The organism is Streptomyces sp. NPDC059201 (genome assembly GCF_042754585.1).
In the GTDB taxonomy this organism is placed as follows: domain Bacteria; phylum Actinomycetota; class Actinomycetes; order Streptomycetales; family Streptomycetaceae; genus Streptomyces.
Window position 1 is genome coordinate 728145 of the sequence record NZ_JBHZBB010000001.1, and the last position, 14650, is coordinate 742794.

Consider the following 14650-nt stretch of genomic DNA (forward strand, 5'->3'; position numbering starts at 1 on the left):
CGCAGAGGGCTTCCGTCACTCGGTCCTGCGGCGCTCGCTGGTCAGGAAGAGGGCCGTGTGCCGGCCGAGCCAGCAGCGCTCCTGCTCGGCCCATCCGTTCTGAAGGTGCTGCACCTGTTCCTCGGTGAAGCCGCGCTGCCACGGTCGTTCGTCCGGTTCTCCCCCACGCTCCGGCCAGACACGGACCAGGACGTACAGCTGGCCTCCGGGGCGCAGCCATCGGCGTGCGTCGGCCAAGAACCGCTGGTGGTCCAGGAAGGGAAGGACGTTGCGGCAGACGATGAGGTCGAGCGAACCGGGCCGCAGAACGGTCGGAATGACTCCCCCATCGAAGTCGTGGACGCCGTAGCGCAAGCGCTCCTGGGTGCCCTTCCGTTGCGCGATCGCGATCGCGATCGCGATCGCGGCTGGAGAGATGTCCAGGCCCGACACGTCGTAGCCCCAGCGGAAGAGCTGTCTGCTGAAGCTTCCGATGCCGCAGCCGACGTCGAGCACGGTCGACCCCGCGGACGGGCTGATGCGCCGGAGGAAGCGGTCGGCCTCGGCGTCGGTCACGCCACGGTCCACTGCTCGGCCCTCGCGGTACCAGTCGTCCCACTGGGCGGGGGTGAGGCGCCTCGTGATCGTCGTCATTCCGAACCCCGCGAAAGGCCGTTGCCGCTCTTGAGGGCCGTGCTCCCCGGTGCGGGAACGAGGAAGAGGCGGCTCGCCAGGTCGGAGCCGGCACCCCGCCCCTGGTCGGCGAGGACGGCGAAGAAGTCGATGCGGGCGGGGTTGGACGGTCCCTGCGTCGCGGCCCGGGTCGCGAACAGGGCCTCTCCCCGCTCGCGGCGCGGCAAGAGGCACGGGGCCCTGTCGATGTGTCCCTCGAACATCATGGTTGCCTTCTGGTCAAGTGGAGTAGTGGAGGGCGACGAACCCGGCGAACACGGAGGCGATGACCAGAACTTGAGCGGTGATCTGTCTCCAGCCCCAGCCCTGGGCGTCCATCCGGCGCAGCGGACGCCTTCAGGTCGGGGCGGCCTGCCTTTCGGGAATCACAAGGTGCACGAACGCCTGGTAGCGCTCGCCGAGCTTCTTGATCACGGTGTGGTATTCGCCGTCATCGGAGCTGATCTCGTGCCGGTCGATGACGATCACGCCGTCCGCGAACCCGCCTCGGACCAGTCGCTCCACTTCGCGCCAGCCAGGACGGTCCCAGGGCGGCGAGTGGACGCCATGGCCGGCGCGCGAGCCGGGCACGTACGTGGTGGTCACGGGGACGGCCACATCGTGGAACCTCGCGCCCATCTCGTACCCACGTCGCTCAGCCTCGGCCTGGAGAGTGTTCCAGCCGTCGCTCGGATCGACGCCCCGTGCCGGCAGCAAGCGGTAGGCCAGGACTCTCAGCCAGCGACCGTCGGACTGGCCGTTGCGCCTTTCGACGGCCTCCCGCCGGAACTGCTCACGGAGGTGGAGGAGCCGATCGCCGCTGGGCTGCGGCTTCGACGGAAGAGGCCCGGCGAGAACGTCATCGGGACTTCGGGTTCTTCTCATGGATCACCTTCCAGGAACACGCTCAGTCTTCGGCCGAACTCGTCCGCCGGCTGGGATGAAGGGCTCGAACCAAGGGCTCGCCCGCCCCTTCAACGCCGCGCGTGATCCGGGGCTGGCCCACGCGTCGTTCGGCTACCGTGTGGTGAGCTCGTGCCACGATGAAATCGGTTCGGGTCTTCGGCCGGGAGCCCTCGCATGGAGCCACGCTCGTTGGCTCCCCAGGCCCCATCGAGCGCCGGTCGGTGTTTCTGATGGCGACAGGGGCGAGCGGATTCCGACGGGGAAGGAGGAAGCGTGGGGCAACTGCCGAACGAACTGACTCCCGACGCCGGCCCATGGCATCGCTGGGGCTACGAGCTCCGGAAGCTCCGAGAGGCCCGCGGGCTTTCACAACAGGTGCTCGCACGCAAGGCGTTGATCGACCGCTCGCACCTCGGTCGCTTCGAGCGCGCCGAGCGTCCCGTCCCACGGCACGTGGCCGCCGTCCTGGACGAAGCCCTGGACGCCGCCGGAGCCTTGGTTCGGCGGTGGGACGAGGCGGAGCGTACGGCTCCCCAGGACGGCTCCCGTCCCATGTCCAGAGACGGGACATCGAATCATGGGGCCAATACTCGGGGCCATGGGGCCAGCGACCCGGGGGATCTGGCCGGGAGAACACTCGGGCAGGCAGGCTCTCCCGGAGAAGACGAGGACACGGTCGTCGTCCCTGCCCGCATCCACGGAAGGATTCTCTTCGTGCCCGTGCCCCGCCGTGTTGTTCTGGCCTCTGGGCTCGCCGGCCTGGCTGTAACGGCCGCCCCGGTCACGACGGCGACGGCCGTCACCGAACTCGCCGACATTGGCTCTCCCTTCGAACACTTCGCACAGCTCCGCCGAGTGATGATCCGGACGGACAACCTCATCGGACCTCGGCACGTGATGCCCGCGCTGCAACAGCACCTCCTGGCCCTCGCCGCGCGACGCCGAGCGGCCCTTGGTGCCGATGCCGTGGCACTGCTCGCTCTGGAGACGCGGTACGAAGAACTGGCGGGCTGGTTCGCCCAGGACATAGGCGATGAGCGCGCCGCCCTCGGTCATACGGCGAAGGCGCTCGACGTCTCCCACATCGCCGGAGACACCGATCTCACCGCGTACGTCCTCGGGCGGAAGGCGCAGCTCGCGGTCGACACCGGCCACCCTTCCGATGCCCTCGGCCTCGCCACCGCCGCACGGCGCACGGCCCGACCCGGAAGCCGCCTTGAAGTGATCGCCGTCCTGCACGAGGCCCACGCACACGCCGTACTGGGCGAAGGCGATGAGACTCGCCGGGCCTACGACACCGCGCTCTCCCTGCTGGGTCGCGCCGACACCGACGGTGTCTGGGGTTCCTGGCTCGACACGGCGTACGTCAACACCGCACGAGCACGCTCCCTCGCCGCACTCGGCGACTACGAGCAGGCAGCCGCCGGCTTCGACAGCGCCATCGCGGCGCTCCCACCCTCGTACCGCCGCGATCGCGGCGTCTACCTCGCCCGCGCGGCACGCGCCCATGCCGGCATGGGCAACATCACCCTGGCCGCCCGTATCGGAGGGCAGGCGGTGGGGATCGCGGCCGAGACCGGCTCCGCGCGGATCATCGGTCAACTCGACCGGCTCGACCGGCTGCTCGCCCCGGCGTCCGGTGAGGACGGCGTCGCGAAGTTCCGCGCCGCGCTCGACCGCATCGTCCTCCACCCCGCCTGACCGACCCGACACACCTTCTGGAGATCACGTGCCCCGCCCGTACGTCCTGCTGTCCGCCGCCGTGTCGCTCGACGGCCACCTCGACACCCGGCCGGGCGAGAGCCGGCTCCTGCTCTCCAACAAGGAGGACTTCGACCGCGTCGACTCCGTACGGGCGAGCGTCGACGCGATCCTCGTCGGCGCCGGAACGCTCCGCGCCGACAACCCCCGCCTCCTCGTGAACTCGGCGGAGCGCAGGGCGGCACGCATCGCGGCCGGTCAGCCGGAGTATCCGCTGAAGGTCACCCTCACCGGCACCGGCGACCTCGACCCCGACTGGAAGTTCTGGCACCACGGCGGCGACAAGCTCGTCCTGGCCGTCGGCGAGGCCGCCGCAGCCAAGGCGCGCGCCGGCCTCGGCGACCTGGCCGATGTGCGGTGCGTCCCCTCGGGTGCCGTGTGGCCGGCCGCGCTCGACCTGCTCGGCGACGAGTACGCCGTCGAGCGGCTCATGGTCGAGGGCGGCGGCACCATCCACACCCAGCTCCTGGAGGCAGGACTCGCCGACGAGCTCCAGCTCGTCATCGCTCCGCTCCTGGTCGGCCAGTCCGACGCGGTACGCATGCTCGGCGCGGCGGACTACCCTGGCGGACCCGCAGCCCGCCTCCGCCTCCTGGAGACCAGGCAGATCGGCGACGTGGTACTCCTGAAGTACGCCCCCAAGGACACCTCGACGGAGCCCCGATGAGCACCAACCCCTCCCCCACCGCCCCGGGCACCGGCCGCGAACCCAACACCGCGGACCGGAACTGGCTCGCCCTCGCCTGCGAACTGGCCACCCTCTGCCCGCCCTCGGCGACCGCCTTCAGTGTCGGAGCGGTCATCGTCGCAGCCGACGGCACCGAACTCGCCCGCGGCTACTCCCGCGAGAACGACCCGCACGACCACGCCGAAGAAGGCGCCCTCGCGAAGCTCCCTGCCGGCGACCCCCGCCTCGCGACCGCCACCATCTACAGCTCCCTGGAACCCTGCGCCAGGCGAGCCTCCCGCCCCCGCCCCTGCGCCGGACTCATCCAGGACGCCCGCCTCCGTCGCGTCGTCACCGCCTGGAGGGAACCCGACACATTCGTCGCAGACGCCAACGGCACGCGGATCCTCGAAGACGCCGGAATCACCGTCGTAGCGCTGCCCGAGTACACCGAAGCCGCACAAACCCCGAACAAACACCTGCTCTGAGCGCTGCCGACCTGCTGTTCTCCCGGACGAGGTCGCTGACTCATCTCTGCGCAGAGTGGGGCACGCGCAACGCACAAAAAACCCCTCCCCATCGCCACATCACTGCCGCGCAATTCATTCAGGCGGAGGTTGCGCTCTTGCCTCTGCTTGCTTTCTCGTCCCCCGAAGTTGATCTCGGACTTCAAGACTGCTCCCTTGTCGCCGGCTTAGACCGTGTCCTACGTGTTGAGGCGCTCCAGAGGCGCCCCGTCCGGGAGTCCGCGGCTGACCGAAGCATCAGCCACCTCCCATTCCACCGATACGGGCCTCCGGCCACGACGGGCGCAACCGCCACCGCGACCGCCACCGCGACCGCCACCGCGCCCACGCCGTGGTGCGGGCGTGGGCGCGGGGACGCGGGATGGATCCGGAGGGGGGTGGACGGGTGCAGGGTGTGCGGGGGGGGGTGGGTCAGAAGATGGTGACGCCGTAGGCGTTCAGGGCTTCCGTTACGGGCTGGAAGAAGGTGGTGCCGCCGGAGGAGCAGTTGCCGCTGCCGCCGGAGGTGAGGCCCAGTGCGGTCGTTCCGGAGAACATCGCGCCGCCGCTGTCGCCGGGCTCGGCGCAGACGTTGGTCTGGATCAGGCCGTAGACGATGTCTCCGTTGCCGTAGTTGACGGTGGCGTTGAGGCCGGTGACGGTGCCGCCGCGCAGGCCGGTGGTGCTGCCGCTGCGCTGGACGGACTGGCCTACGTAGGCGTTGCCGGCGCCGGTGATGTCCCGGTAGCCGCCGTTGTAGAGGTAGACGCGGCCGTCGGCGGCGGACGCGTTGGAGTGGCGGATGATGCCGTAGTCGTTGGTGGGGAAGCTGGATCCGGCCCGGCTCCCGAGGAGCGTGGTGTTGGCGGAGTTGGTGTACCAGGTGCTCGCGCCGTCGGTGCAGTGGCCGGCCGTCAGGGCGTAGTACGTGCTGCCGCTGCGGACGTTGAAGCCGAGGGAGCAGCGGCCGCCGCCCGAGTAGATGGCCTGGCCGCCCGCGATCAGCTTGTTGATCTTGCCTGCCGTTCGCTCGATCCGCAGGTTCGCGGCGTGGGTGCCCGCGGACTCGCGGAGGGTGGAGATCTCGGCCTGCGAGACGGTCGTGTCGACGGTGACGACCACCTTGCCGGTGGCCTGGTCGGTGTACCAGGCGGTGCCGGGGACATCGGCCTTGAGGACGGCGTCGCTGGTGGCGGTGAGCGCGGCGGCTCCGGCTCGCGCGGTGGGGGCCTGGTCGGCCTGTTCCGCCGAGGAGGTGGGGACGGTCAGGGCGGTGGCGGCGATGAAGGCGCCGAGGACGGCGAGCATGCGGGACGAACGGTTCATTGAATCCTCCGAGGGGGGATGAGCCGTGGGGTGGGCGGCTCACTGGGGAGTGCGATCGGCGCCCCGGGGGGACTGGGGCGCCATGAACCTGACAACTACGTGGGGAATACTCGACTCCGCCGGAGGGTGCGGCAAGACGCACTTTCGGCCCCCTCTACGCGCGTCCGCCCTTCACCTCCGCCCAAAGGGCTTGCAACAGGCTGTCATTGAGGATCCATCAGAAACTTTCAGAGAGGCATTGCAGTTCACGGGGCGGGAACACGCCACCCCCGGACCGCGTTCTCCCGGCGCCGCCGGGTCCGGGCGGGCGGGAGGTCCGCTCGCCGCGACCGGGGCCGTACGGGGCAGTGGTCCGCGTTTGCGCCGTTCCCCTCGGTGGCCGGATCGCGACCTTGCGCGGAGGACGGGCACCGCGCGGCCGTCGGGGCGGCTTCGCGCGGTGTGCCGTCGAACGCCGTCAGGACAGGAACTCGCCGTCCTTCGCCACGATCACGCCGCCGTGCACGACCAGGTCGCGCTGCGGCATGTCGACCACGACCTGGGGCAGGCCCTGGCCCCGGACGAGGACGAAGTCGGCGGGGGCGCCGGGCGTGAGGTCGGCGTGCGGGAGGCCCATGACGTCGGCGCCGCCGTGGGCGGCGGCGCGGTAGCAGTCGGCCAGTTCGTCGTCGAGGCGGACGTCGGTGACCCAGCCGAGGATGTGGGCGCGGTGGAGCATGTCGGCGTTGCCGAAGGGGCTCCAGGAGTCGCGGACGCCGTCGGAGCCGAGGCCGACGCGGACGCCGTGCTCGCGCAGGCGGGCGATGGGGAGGACGAGGTCGCGGGAGGGGGCGACCGTCGTGAGGGCGATGTCCTGGGCGGCGAGGTCGGTCGCGAGGGCGCCGAGGTCGCGGTCGGACAGGCCCGGCAGACAGAAGACGTGACTGATCGTCACCTTGCCTGCCAGGGACAGGGCCTTGGTGCGCTCGATGATGCCGCGGATGGCCTGGACGCCTTCGTCTCCTCCGTCGTGCAGGTGGAGGTCGACGCCGACGCCGTGCCGGTCCGCGATGCCGAAGACGGTGTCCAGGTGCTCGTCGAGGGCGTGGTCGAAGCCGATGGGGTCGATGCCGCCGATCATGTCGACGACGCCCCGGCGAGCGCCCTCCTCCAGGAGGCGGGCCGTGCCGGGCGTCCGGATGACGCCGTGCTGCGGGAAGGCGACGATCTGCACGTCCAGCGCGTGCCGGAGCCGGCGGCGGGCCTCGGCCAGGCCCTCGACGCCCGCCAGGCCGTACGCCGGGGCCACGTCGGCGTGGGCCCGCATCCCTCGCGTACCGCGACTGACGGCGTGGCTCATCAGGCCGTACGCGCGCTCCTCCACCGAACGGGTCTGGGCCCGGAAGAGCTCCACGTCCTGCTCGACGAAGTCGGCGATCGTCTCGGCCGGGCGCCGCGACACCCACGCGCCGCCCCACGTCGTCTTGTCAGGGTGGATGTGGGCGTCGACGAGCGACGGGAGCGCGATCCGGCCGCCGCCGTCGACCTTCTTGGCGCCACGGGGCGCCGGGCCGTCCACGATCCTGCCGTCGACGACCACCAGGTCCCTGGCGGCCCCGCCGAACGGGCGCACGTTGCGGAACACGACGGTACGAGCCTTGTTGTGGCCCTTGCCCGCGCCAGCCGCCGAGGCAGGGGTGGCGGAAGCGGGGGTCGCGGTGACGGCCGCCGTGGCCGTCGTACCCGCGAGGGCCGCGGCACCGGCCAACATCGTGCGGCGCGACAGCGCGCCCGTGGGTGCCGAGGACTGCTGCATCGGAAACTCCTTCAGGAAAGCAGGAAAGGCAGATAAAAGGGGTGGTGGAGAAAGAGAGGTGGTGGAGAAAGAGAGAGGGCCTACGGCTCAGAGGGGGATGCCCGCCCTGACCACCCGCACCGGGGTCTTGAGCAGCGAGAGGTCCGCGAGCGGGTCGCCGGCGAGGAGGATCGCGTCGCCGGCGTAGCCACGGGCGAGGCGGCCGGTCGTGCGCTCCAGGCCGAGGAGGCGGGCGGCCCCGGTGGTGGCGGTGCGGAGGGCGTCGAGGGCGGGGAGGCCGGCGGCGTGCATGAGCTCCACTTCGCGGCCGACCGGGTCGACGGTGCCTCCGGAGGAGTCGGTACCGGCGGCGAGCGGGACGCCGAGCTCGTACGCGGCCAGGACGGCCCGCTTCAGGACGGGCAGGAAGGTACGGCCGCGCTCGGCGAGGATCGGGTCCGGGTCCTCGGCGAGGCCGGCGATGGCCGTGAGGGTGGGGGTGAAGTACGTGGCGCGGCGCCGCATCTCGCGCAGGGTGCGCTCACCGACGAACACGCCGTGCTCCAGGGAGCGGATCCCGGCCGTGACGGCGTCGTGGCAGCCCTTCTCGCTGTAGCTGTGGCAGAGCACGCCCTTGCCGTGGCGGCGGGCCGCGGCGACGATCTCGGACAGCTGCGCGTGCGAGTAGACCTGGGTGAGCGGGTCCTGGTCGGGCAGGCCGGCGCGTTCGTTGACCCTGGTCTTGATGACGTCCGCGCCACGGGCGGCGTTCACGTCGACCATGCGGCGCAGCGCCTCGGCCGAGCGGACGCCGTCCTTCGACCGCGCGAGCGGGGTGAGGTCGGGGTCGGCCAGGATCGTGTCGCCCAGGACGGGGGTGACGAAGACGCCGGCGGCCCGCAGGCGCGGTGCCGACTCGGGGCTGTGCCGGGCGAGTTCGCGGACGGCGATGTCCTGGTAGAAGGAGGTCGAGCCGCTGCGTGCGCTCGTCACGCCGCAGCGGAGCGCGGCGCGGGCCTCGGCGGTGGTGCTGAGGTGGATGTGCGCGTCCGTGAGACCCGGCAGCACCCAGCGTCCGCCCGCCTCCAGGACCGGCAGGCCGTCCGGGACGCGTACGGAGCCGGCGCGGCCGGCGGCGGTGACGGTGCCGCCCTGGATGACGACCACCGCGTCCTCGGTGACGTGCCCGGTCGCGGGGTCGAGCAGCGTACCGCCCCGGATGACGAGGTCCCCGGAGCGTGTACGGGCTCCGCCCGCGCCCTTCCCGCCGCCGGTCACGGTCCCGGCGGGCGCGGCGGCCGAGGCCGTACCGGTCGCGGTGCCGGTCGCGGCGACGGTTCCGGCGAGCGCGGCGGCACCGGCGAGGACGCCGCGACGGGTCAGGCCGGAGGGGACGGGCTGGGTGGCGTCGACGCACATGGGGACTCCTTGAGGGCAGGACGACCACGGGTCCACGTTTTGTATACCAAGTTCGGGATGCGGAACAAGGGGTGCCGGTTATTCAGTGGCCCCGAACCTGGGTATATCGCACTCTCGGGCAAGGGAGAGGTTTCGAGCCTTCCCTTCAGGGGACGTTTGGCATACAGAACACCGCGCGGGCTTCTCGCCGCCTCAGGGCAGGCGGGGTACGGGCCAGGACGGGTCCCAGCGCCACTCCGACCATCGCTCCGCGTTCCCGAACACTCCGGACCGGGACGCGAGCATCGCGAGGACCTCCTCGCGGGCGGCGGAGACGGCCCGGTGCTCGGCGTCGCCGATGATGCCGAGCCGCCGCACATGGGCGTACTCGTCCTCGTCCTTCCAGGTGAGGCGGCTCAGGTCGGGCGCGACGAGCAGGTCGAGGGCAGGTCGAAGGTGTCGAAGCCGTCCGGAGTACGCCGCATGGGGAGCTCGAAATTGACGTACCAGGTACGGAAGCGGCGCGCGGCAGCCTCGTCCCGGCCCCCGTCCCGATCCGCGCCGCGCGCGTTCCGGTCGCCGGACACGCGGGCCGCCTCGTAGAGGACGGGGCGGCGGGCCTGCGCGCCGGGGGCGCAGGCCGTCACCAGTGCCTCGTCCGTGTCGGCCACGACCCTCAGCGCCTGCTCGCTCCATGCTCTCCCCGAAGGGCGCCGGTCGCGGCTGTCCGGCAAGCGAGGGAGTGATCCAAGCCTTCGGCTGGTGTTCATGAGGGGCGCCTGGGGTGGAGTGGTGGTGTTCGGGTGCGGCCGCGAGCGTCGTGGCGCTCTGCCCCTCGAACTCCAGGACGGACTTCCGTGACCGATTCGCGTGCACGCCGCCGGCGCCGTGATCTGACCCTCGCCCTCGCCGCCGTACCGGCGCTCGTCCTCGGCGCGCTGACCGCCGCGCCGGCGCACGCCGCGCCCGCCGACGACATCCGGGTCAACGAGGTCGTCACCACCGGGTCCGTCGAGGACTCGATCGAGCTGTACAACAAGGGCACCGCGACGGTCGACGTCTCCGGCTGGATCCTCAAGGACGACAACAACAGCTCGAAGTACACGATCGCCGCGGGCACGAAGCTCGCTCCGGGCGCGTTCCGGGCCTTCGACGTGCACGGCAGGTTCGGGCTCGGCTCCAGCGACAAGGCGCGGCTGTACCTGCCCGACGGCAGCACCCTCGTCGACAGCCACACCTGGAGCGGCCACTCCTCGCCGTCCTGGTCCCGCTGCCCCGACGGCACCGGAGCGTTCAAGGCGGCCGCCGTCACGCTCGGCGCGGCCAACAGCTGCGGCGGAACCGGCGGCGGTACGGGGCCGGTGGCCTGGCCCGGCGGCAGCGCGGTGGCCACGGCGGACGCGTCGGACGTCTTCGGCGGCGACCTCAGCGGACTGCACCAGGAGGGCGGCGTGCTGTGGGCCGCGCAGAACAGCGGGAAGCTGTGGCGGCTGGTCCGGGACGGCTCCGGCGGGTGGACCCCCGACACGGGCTCCGGCTGGGCCTCCGGCAAGACCCTGCGCTTCCCCGGCGGCTCCGGCGCGCCCGACGGCGAGGGCGTGACCGTCACCGGGGCGGGCGCCGCGGGCGGCGTCTTCGTGGCGAGCGAGCGGAACGGCGACGCGTCCGGCACCAGCCGCCTGTCCGTGCTCCGGTACGACGTCGCCGGTACAGGCTCCACCCTCACCGCCACCCGCGAGTGGAACCTCACCGCCGACCTGCCGGCGACCGGCTCCAACGCCGGTTTCGAGGCGATCACCTGGGTCCCCGACGCCTCCCTCACCGCCGCCGGCTTCAAGGACGCGTCGACCGGCGCCGTCTACGACCCGGCCGGTTACGGCGCCCACGGCGGCGGCGTCTTCTTCGTCGGCGTCGAGGGGACCGGGGCGGTCCACGGGTACGTCCTCCGGGACTCCGGGGCCTTCACGCGCGTCGCCTCGGTGGCCACCGGCATGGCGGGCGTCATGGAGGTCCAGTGGGAGCCGCAGGCGTCCCGGCTGTGGGCCGTCTGCGACAACACCTGCGGCGGGCAGCACCGGACGCTGAAGGTCGACGCGTCCGGCGCCTTCGCCGTCAGCGCCACGTACGCCCGCCCCTCCGGCATGCCCGACCTCAACAACGAGGGCTTCTCGCTCTCCGGTGCCGACGAGTGCGTGGCCGGCGTCAAGCCCGTCTACTGGTCCGACGACTCCAACACCGGCGGCCACGCCCTCCGCGGGGGCACCGTCACCTGCTGACGCCCGGCCCCCGGACCCGGCCCCGGCCCCGGCCCCCGCCAAGCTGTCACGACGGCTTGGCGGGGGCCTTTCGCGCCTTCCCGGCGGAGGACGAGGGCTTGGCCGAGGACTTGGGCGAGGACTTGGACTTGGATGAGGACTTGGACTTGGCGGGTGCCTTCTTGGCAGGCGCCTTCTTGGACGGCGCCTTCTTTGCGACCGCCTTCTTCGCCGCCGCCTTCTTTGCAGACGCCTTCTTCGCCACCGCCTTCTTGGCAGACGCCTTCTTCGTCGCCGCCTTCTTGGCAGACGCCTTCTTGGCCGCCGGCTTCGCCGCTCCCCCCGTGGGCTTCTGGGTGCCCCGGACGGGCCACTTCAGTTCCACCTCGATCTCCAGCTCGCCGTCCTCGACGGACAGCTCGATCTCGCCTTCGAGTGCGTCGGGGATCCGGAGGTTCAGGACGCCCCCGCCCAGATCGAGTTCGGCCTCTCCGCCCTTGCGGAGCGCTTCGGCGAGGGCGGACAGCTGGGCGGCGGCCTCCGCCCGGGAGAGCGAGCGCTTGCGCTCGTACTTCAGGTCCTTCATGACGGCCTCCGGTCGTCGCGCATGATCGTACATTGCGGACAATACTCTCGATCTTGGTCACCCGCTGGTCGGGTGAAGCTCGGACGGACGCGGTGCGGCGGGCCGGGGGCGGGGCGCTCCGCGGTGGTAGCCGTCGGCCATGCAGCCGCAGTCAGCGGGGCCGCCCCAGGTGGCCCCCTTCCTCCGCACGGCCGCCGCGTACGCGTGGCGGCTGCTCGTCGTCGGTCTCCTCGTCTACGCCCTGTTCGCCCTGCTCGGCAGGTTCCACGAGATCGGGGTGGCCCTCTTCCTCGGGCTCGTGGTCACCGCGCTGCTGCGGCCGGTCGCGGACATCGCCGCCCGCGGTCTGCCCCGCCCGCTCGCGGTGGCCCTCACCCTCCTCGGCGGGATCGCGCTGGTCCTGGGCGTGCTGGCGCTGGTCGGGGAGGCGGTGGCGGGCGAGCGGACGACGCTCGTGCGGGAGTTCCGGGACGGCGTCGACCGGATCCAGCGGTGGCTGGAGGCGCCGCCGTTCCACGTCCGCCCCGAGGCCCTGACGGACGTGGAGGCGAGGATCGGTCAGTTCCTGTCCAGCCACCGCTCGACGCTCGTCGGCGAGGCGGTGAGCGGCGCGCACCACGTGGTGGCGGTGCTGACGACGCTGGCCCTCGCGGTGTTCGCGTCCGTGTTCTTCATCCACTCCGGGGACCGCCAGTGGGCGTGGTTCCAGGGGCAGCTGCCGGTGTCGGTGCGGGAGCGGGTGGCGGTCGGCGGCCGGGCGGCGTGGCGTACGTTCACGGGGTACACCCACGGGATCGTGCTGGTCGCCGCCGTGAACGCGGTCCTCGTCGGCGTCGCGCTGTGGCTCCTCGGCGTACCCCTCGCCGTCCCGCTGGCCCTCCTCGAATTCGCCGCCGCGTTCGTCCCGCTGATCGGTTCGCCCATCGCCCTGGCGGTGGCCGCCGTGGTGGCGCTGGCGGCGAAGGGCCCTCTGGTGGCGGGCCTCGTCGTGGCCCTGATCGTCGTCATCGGCCAGATCGAAGGGCACGTCCTGCACCCGCTGGTGATGAGCTGGGCGGTACGGCTCCACCCGCTGGTGGTCGCGATCTCGGTGATCGCCGGCTCGATCGCGGCCGGCATCGTCGGGGCGGTGGTGGCGGTGCCCCTGGTGTCGGTGGTGTGGTCGGTGTACTCGGCGCTACGGGTGGCCCGGGGCCGTACGGACGAACCCCTAGGCCGTACGGACGAGGCCCAGGGCCGTACGGGCGAAGCCGACAGCGGCACGGGCGAGGCCGGGGCGGGATGACGCGGGCGGCGAAGCCCCACGCGAGCACCCCGTCAGGACGCTCAGGACGCCTCGATCGCCGCCTTGATGCGCTGCCCGAAGGCGGGGGCGTCCTTGCGGGCGGCGCTGAGGGCGAAGCCGACGAGGAGTCTGCCCAGGCCGTGGCCCTCCAGGACGTTGTGGATACGGACGCGGGTGCGGCCGTCCGGCAGGGGCTCCAGGTCGTAGCCGCCGCGGCTCGCCGTGACGAGGTTCTTGGACTCCTCGGCCCAGCGCAGCGTCCGGGGCGGTTCGAAGGCGGTGATCCGGAAGGTGCGGCCGGTCTTCATGCCGGCGTCCTTGACCGTGCTGCGGAAGACGGTGCCGACGCCGGTCGGGCCCTCGGGGATCCGTTCGATCCGGAGCACCCGGGGGCTGAACCGCGGGTCGTTGCGCCCGTCGGCGAGGTACGCGAACACCTCGTCTACGGGCCGGTCGACCTCGACGGTCGCCTCGAACTGACCGGACATGACGACTCCCTCTCCACGGCGAGAAACCGGAGAACCCGGACGAACGGACCCATCGTCACAGGTCGTCCGACTCCGACGCGTTCGACGCACCGCCGCTCGCGGAGGGCGCTACGCGCACCCGCCCGGGAGGGGTTCGCGGGCCGCGTGCCAGGCGGCGGGGAGGGCGGCGGTGCCCGTGCGGGCGGCGATCACCCCTCCGACGATGGCGCAGGTCGTGTCGATGTCGCCGCGCCCCGCGACGGTGCTCCAGAGGCCCTCGTGCAGGTCGTCGAGGTGTCCGGCCGCGCACCAGAGGGCGTACGGGACGGTATCGGGGCCGGACATGCGGTAGCCGGAGCCCAGGACTTCGGCGGCGTGCCGGACCGAGGTGCGGCCGGGCATGCGGGCGGCGATCCGGACGCCGGACCGGACGTCGCTCTCCGGGAGGCGTTCGGCGACGGCCCGGAGGAAGTCGGGGCGCGCCGGGGCGGCGGCGTCCCGGCCTCGGGTCGCCAGCGCGGCGGCGACGGCGACGGCCACGGCTCCGGCGACCGCTTCGGGGTGGTGGTGGGAGACGACGGCCTGGCGGGCGGCCTCCTCCGCCGCCGCGTCGAGGTCACCGGCGTGCCAGGCGCCGAGCGGGGCGACGCGCATGGCCGCGCCGTTGCCCCAGGATCCCTGCCCCTCGAACTGTCCGGCGACGACGGCCCGCCAGGGCTCGCCCGCGCCGATGCGGCGCAGCACGTCGTGCATGGAGGCGCCGTAGCCGCGGTGCGTGTCGTCGGCGTAGGCGGTCGCGAGGGCGCGGGCGAGGCGGTCCTGGTCGACGGTGCCGCCGCCCCGGGCGAGTTCGCGTACGAGGACGAGCGCCTGGGCGGTGTCGTCGGTCCAGGGCCACGCCTCCTCGGCCAGCGGCGTCCGCGCCTCCAGCGGAGCCTCGCCCTCCCGGCGGAGGATCCCGAACCAGCGGTCGCCGAAGGCGTCACCGAAGGCGAGCCCCTCCAACGAGTCCCGTACGGCAGTCGGCATGGCGGTCGGCATGGCGGTCGGCATATCAGTCGACATGGA

Annotated in this window: 14 protein-coding genes and 2 pseudogenes; 5 read left to right on the forward strand and 11 right to left on the reverse strand. The window is 72.4% G+C overall.

Translation table 11 applies throughout. The features are described from left to right. Nucleotides 1-15: 15 nt before the first annotated feature. From ACFXMG_RS03295 to ACFXMG_RS03305, 3 genes are all read right to left on the reverse strand, one after another. Entirely contained in the window at nucleotides 16-555 is a 540-nt protein-coding gene (locus ACFXMG_RS03295) for a class I SAM-dependent methyltransferase (protein ID WP_384899979.1), read from the reverse strand. A 74-nt stretch (nucleotides 556-629) separates the two neighbouring features. Further along, nucleotides 630-878: a hypothetical protein gene (locus ACFXMG_RS03300; RefSeq protein ID WP_383820561.1), complete on the reverse strand. Its 249-nt coding sequence runs from the start codon at nucleotides 876-878 to the stop codon at nucleotides 630-632. A 130-nt stretch (nucleotides 879-1008) separates the two neighbouring features. Continuing rightward, entirely contained in the window at nucleotides 1009-1536 is a 528-nt protein-coding gene (locus ACFXMG_RS03305; RefSeq protein ID WP_384899982.1) for a hypothetical protein, read from the reverse strand. A gap of 294 nt (nucleotides 1537-1830) precedes the next feature. On the opposite strand from ACFXMG_RS03305, the pseudogene ACFXMG_RS03310 reads away from it, so the two are divergent. The 3 genes and pseudogenes from ACFXMG_RS03310 to ACFXMG_RS03320 all read left to right on the forward strand — a co-directional run. Then, nucleotides 1831-2055, forward strand: a pseudogene (locus ACFXMG_RS03310) (multiprotein-bridging factor 1 family protein); the annotation flags it as partial. A 216-nt stretch (nucleotides 2056-2271) separates the two neighbouring features. After that, nucleotides 2272-3258, forward strand: a complete 987-nt coding sequence (locus ACFXMG_RS03315; protein WP_383820705.1) for a DNA-binding protein — start codon at nucleotides 2272-2274, stop codon at nucleotides 3256-3258. A gap of 28 nt (nucleotides 3259-3286) precedes the next feature. Next, nucleotides 3287-4473 (forward strand): annotated as a pseudogene (locus ACFXMG_RS03320) (dihydrofolate reductase family protein). Nucleotides 4474-4923: 450 nt separating this feature from the next. Here the strand turns inward: ACFXMG_RS03320 and ACFXMG_RS03325 are convergent. The 5 genes from ACFXMG_RS03325 to ACFXMG_RS03345 form a co-directional block, all read right to left on the reverse strand. After that, entirely contained in the window at nucleotides 4924-5817 is an 894-nt protein-coding gene (locus tag ACFXMG_RS03325) for a S1 family peptidase (RefSeq protein WP_383820556.1), read from the reverse strand. Between the two features lie 457 nt (nucleotides 5818-6274). Next, complete coding sequence (locus ACFXMG_RS03330) at nucleotides 6275-7612, reverse strand: amidohydrolase (RefSeq protein ID WP_383820553.1); 1338 nt, start codon at nucleotides 7610-7612, stop codon at nucleotides 6275-6277. A gap of 87 nt (nucleotides 7613-7699) precedes the next feature. After that, complete coding sequence (locus ACFXMG_RS03335; RefSeq protein WP_383820550.1) at nucleotides 7700-9010, reverse strand: amidohydrolase family protein; 1311 nt, start codon at nucleotides 9008-9010, stop codon at nucleotides 7700-7702. A 192-nt stretch (nucleotides 9011-9202) separates the two neighbouring features. Further along, on the reverse strand, nucleotides 9203-9367 hold the full coding sequence (locus ACFXMG_RS03340) for a hypothetical protein (protein WP_383820547.1): 165 nt from the start codon (nucleotides 9365-9367) through the stop codon (nucleotides 9203-9205). Between the two features lie 38 nt (nucleotides 9368-9405). Then, the gene (locus tag ACFXMG_RS03345; protein WP_383820545.1) at nucleotides 9406-9660 is read right to left on the reverse strand and encodes a hypothetical protein; all 255 of its coding nucleotides are present in this window, start codon (nucleotides 9658-9660) and stop codon (nucleotides 9406-9408) included. A gap of 186 nt (nucleotides 9661-9846) precedes the next feature. Here ACFXMG_RS03345 and ACFXMG_RS03350 point away from each other — a divergent pair, with 186 nt between their 5' ends. Continuing rightward, complete coding sequence (locus tag ACFXMG_RS03350) at nucleotides 9847-11265, forward strand: lamin tail domain-containing protein (protein ID WP_383820543.1); 1419 nt, start codon at nucleotides 9847-9849, stop codon at nucleotides 11263-11265. A 46-nt stretch (nucleotides 11266-11311) separates the two neighbouring features. Here the strand turns inward: ACFXMG_RS03350 and ACFXMG_RS03355 are convergent, their stop codons facing one another. Continuing rightward, nucleotides 11312-11830: an amphi-Trp domain-containing protein gene (locus ACFXMG_RS03355; protein ID WP_383820540.1), complete on the reverse strand. Its 519-nt coding sequence runs from the start codon at nucleotides 11828-11830 to the stop codon at nucleotides 11312-11314. A 139-nt stretch (nucleotides 11831-11969) separates the two neighbouring features. Between ACFXMG_RS03355 and ACFXMG_RS03360 the strand changes: the two genes are divergently transcribed. Next, entirely contained in the window at nucleotides 11970-13115 is a 1146-nt protein-coding gene (locus tag ACFXMG_RS03360; RefSeq protein ID WP_383820538.1) for an AI-2E family transporter, read from the forward strand. A 41-nt stretch (nucleotides 13116-13156) separates the two neighbouring features. Here ACFXMG_RS03360 and ACFXMG_RS03365 read toward each other — a convergent pair whose 3' ends face one another. Further along, entirely contained in the window at nucleotides 13157-13603 is a 447-nt protein-coding gene (locus tag ACFXMG_RS03365; RefSeq protein ID WP_383820535.1) for an SRPBCC family protein, read from the reverse strand. 108 nt (nucleotides 13604-13711) lie between these two features. Further along, nucleotides 13712-14647 (reverse strand): ADP-ribosylglycohydrolase family protein, encoded by a 936-nt coding sequence (locus tag ACFXMG_RS03370; RefSeq protein WP_384338849.1) that lies wholly within the window; start codon nucleotides 14645-14647, stop codon nucleotides 13712-13714. Nucleotides 14648-14650 lie beyond the last annotated feature (3 nt).

Excerpts from the sequence above, each read along its gene's own strand:
- ACFXMG_RS03335 (WP_383820550.1), bottom strand. The coding sequence starts at position 9,010 with ATGTGCGTCGACGCCACCCAGCCCGTCCCCTCCGGCCTGACCCGTCGC.
- ACFXMG_RS03370 (WP_384338849.1), bottom strand. The coding sequence starts at position 14,647 with ATGTCGACTGATATGCCGACCGCCATGCCGACCGCCATGCCGACTGCC.
- ACFXMG_RS03360 (WP_383820538.1), top strand. The coding sequence starts at position 11,970 with ATGCAGCCGCAGTCAGCGGGGCCGCCCCAGGTGGCCCCCTTCCTCCGC.
- ACFXMG_RS03305 (WP_384899982.1), bottom strand. The coding sequence starts at position 1,536 with ATGAGAAGAACCCGAAGTCCCGATGACGTTCTCGCCGGGCCTCTTCCG.
- ACFXMG_RS03300 (WP_383820561.1), bottom strand. The coding sequence starts at position 878 with ATGATGTTCGAGGGACACATCGACAGGGCCCCGTGCCTCTTGCCGCGC.
- ACFXMG_RS03365 (WP_383820535.1), bottom strand. The coding sequence starts at position 13,603 with ATGTCCGGTCAGTTCGAGGCGACCGTCGAGGTCGACCGGCCCGTAGAC.
- ACFXMG_RS03325 (WP_383820556.1), bottom strand. The coding sequence starts at position 5,817 with ATGAACCGTTCGTCCCGCATGCTCGCCGTCCTCGGCGCCTTCATCGCC.
- ACFXMG_RS03355 (WP_383820540.1), bottom strand. The coding sequence starts at position 11,830 with ATGAAGGACCTGAAGTACGAGCGCAAGCGCTCGCTCTCCCGGGCGGAG.
- ACFXMG_RS03330 (WP_383820553.1), bottom strand. The coding sequence starts at position 7,612 with ATGCAGCAGTCCTCGGCACCCACGGGCGCGCTGTCGCGCCGCACGATG.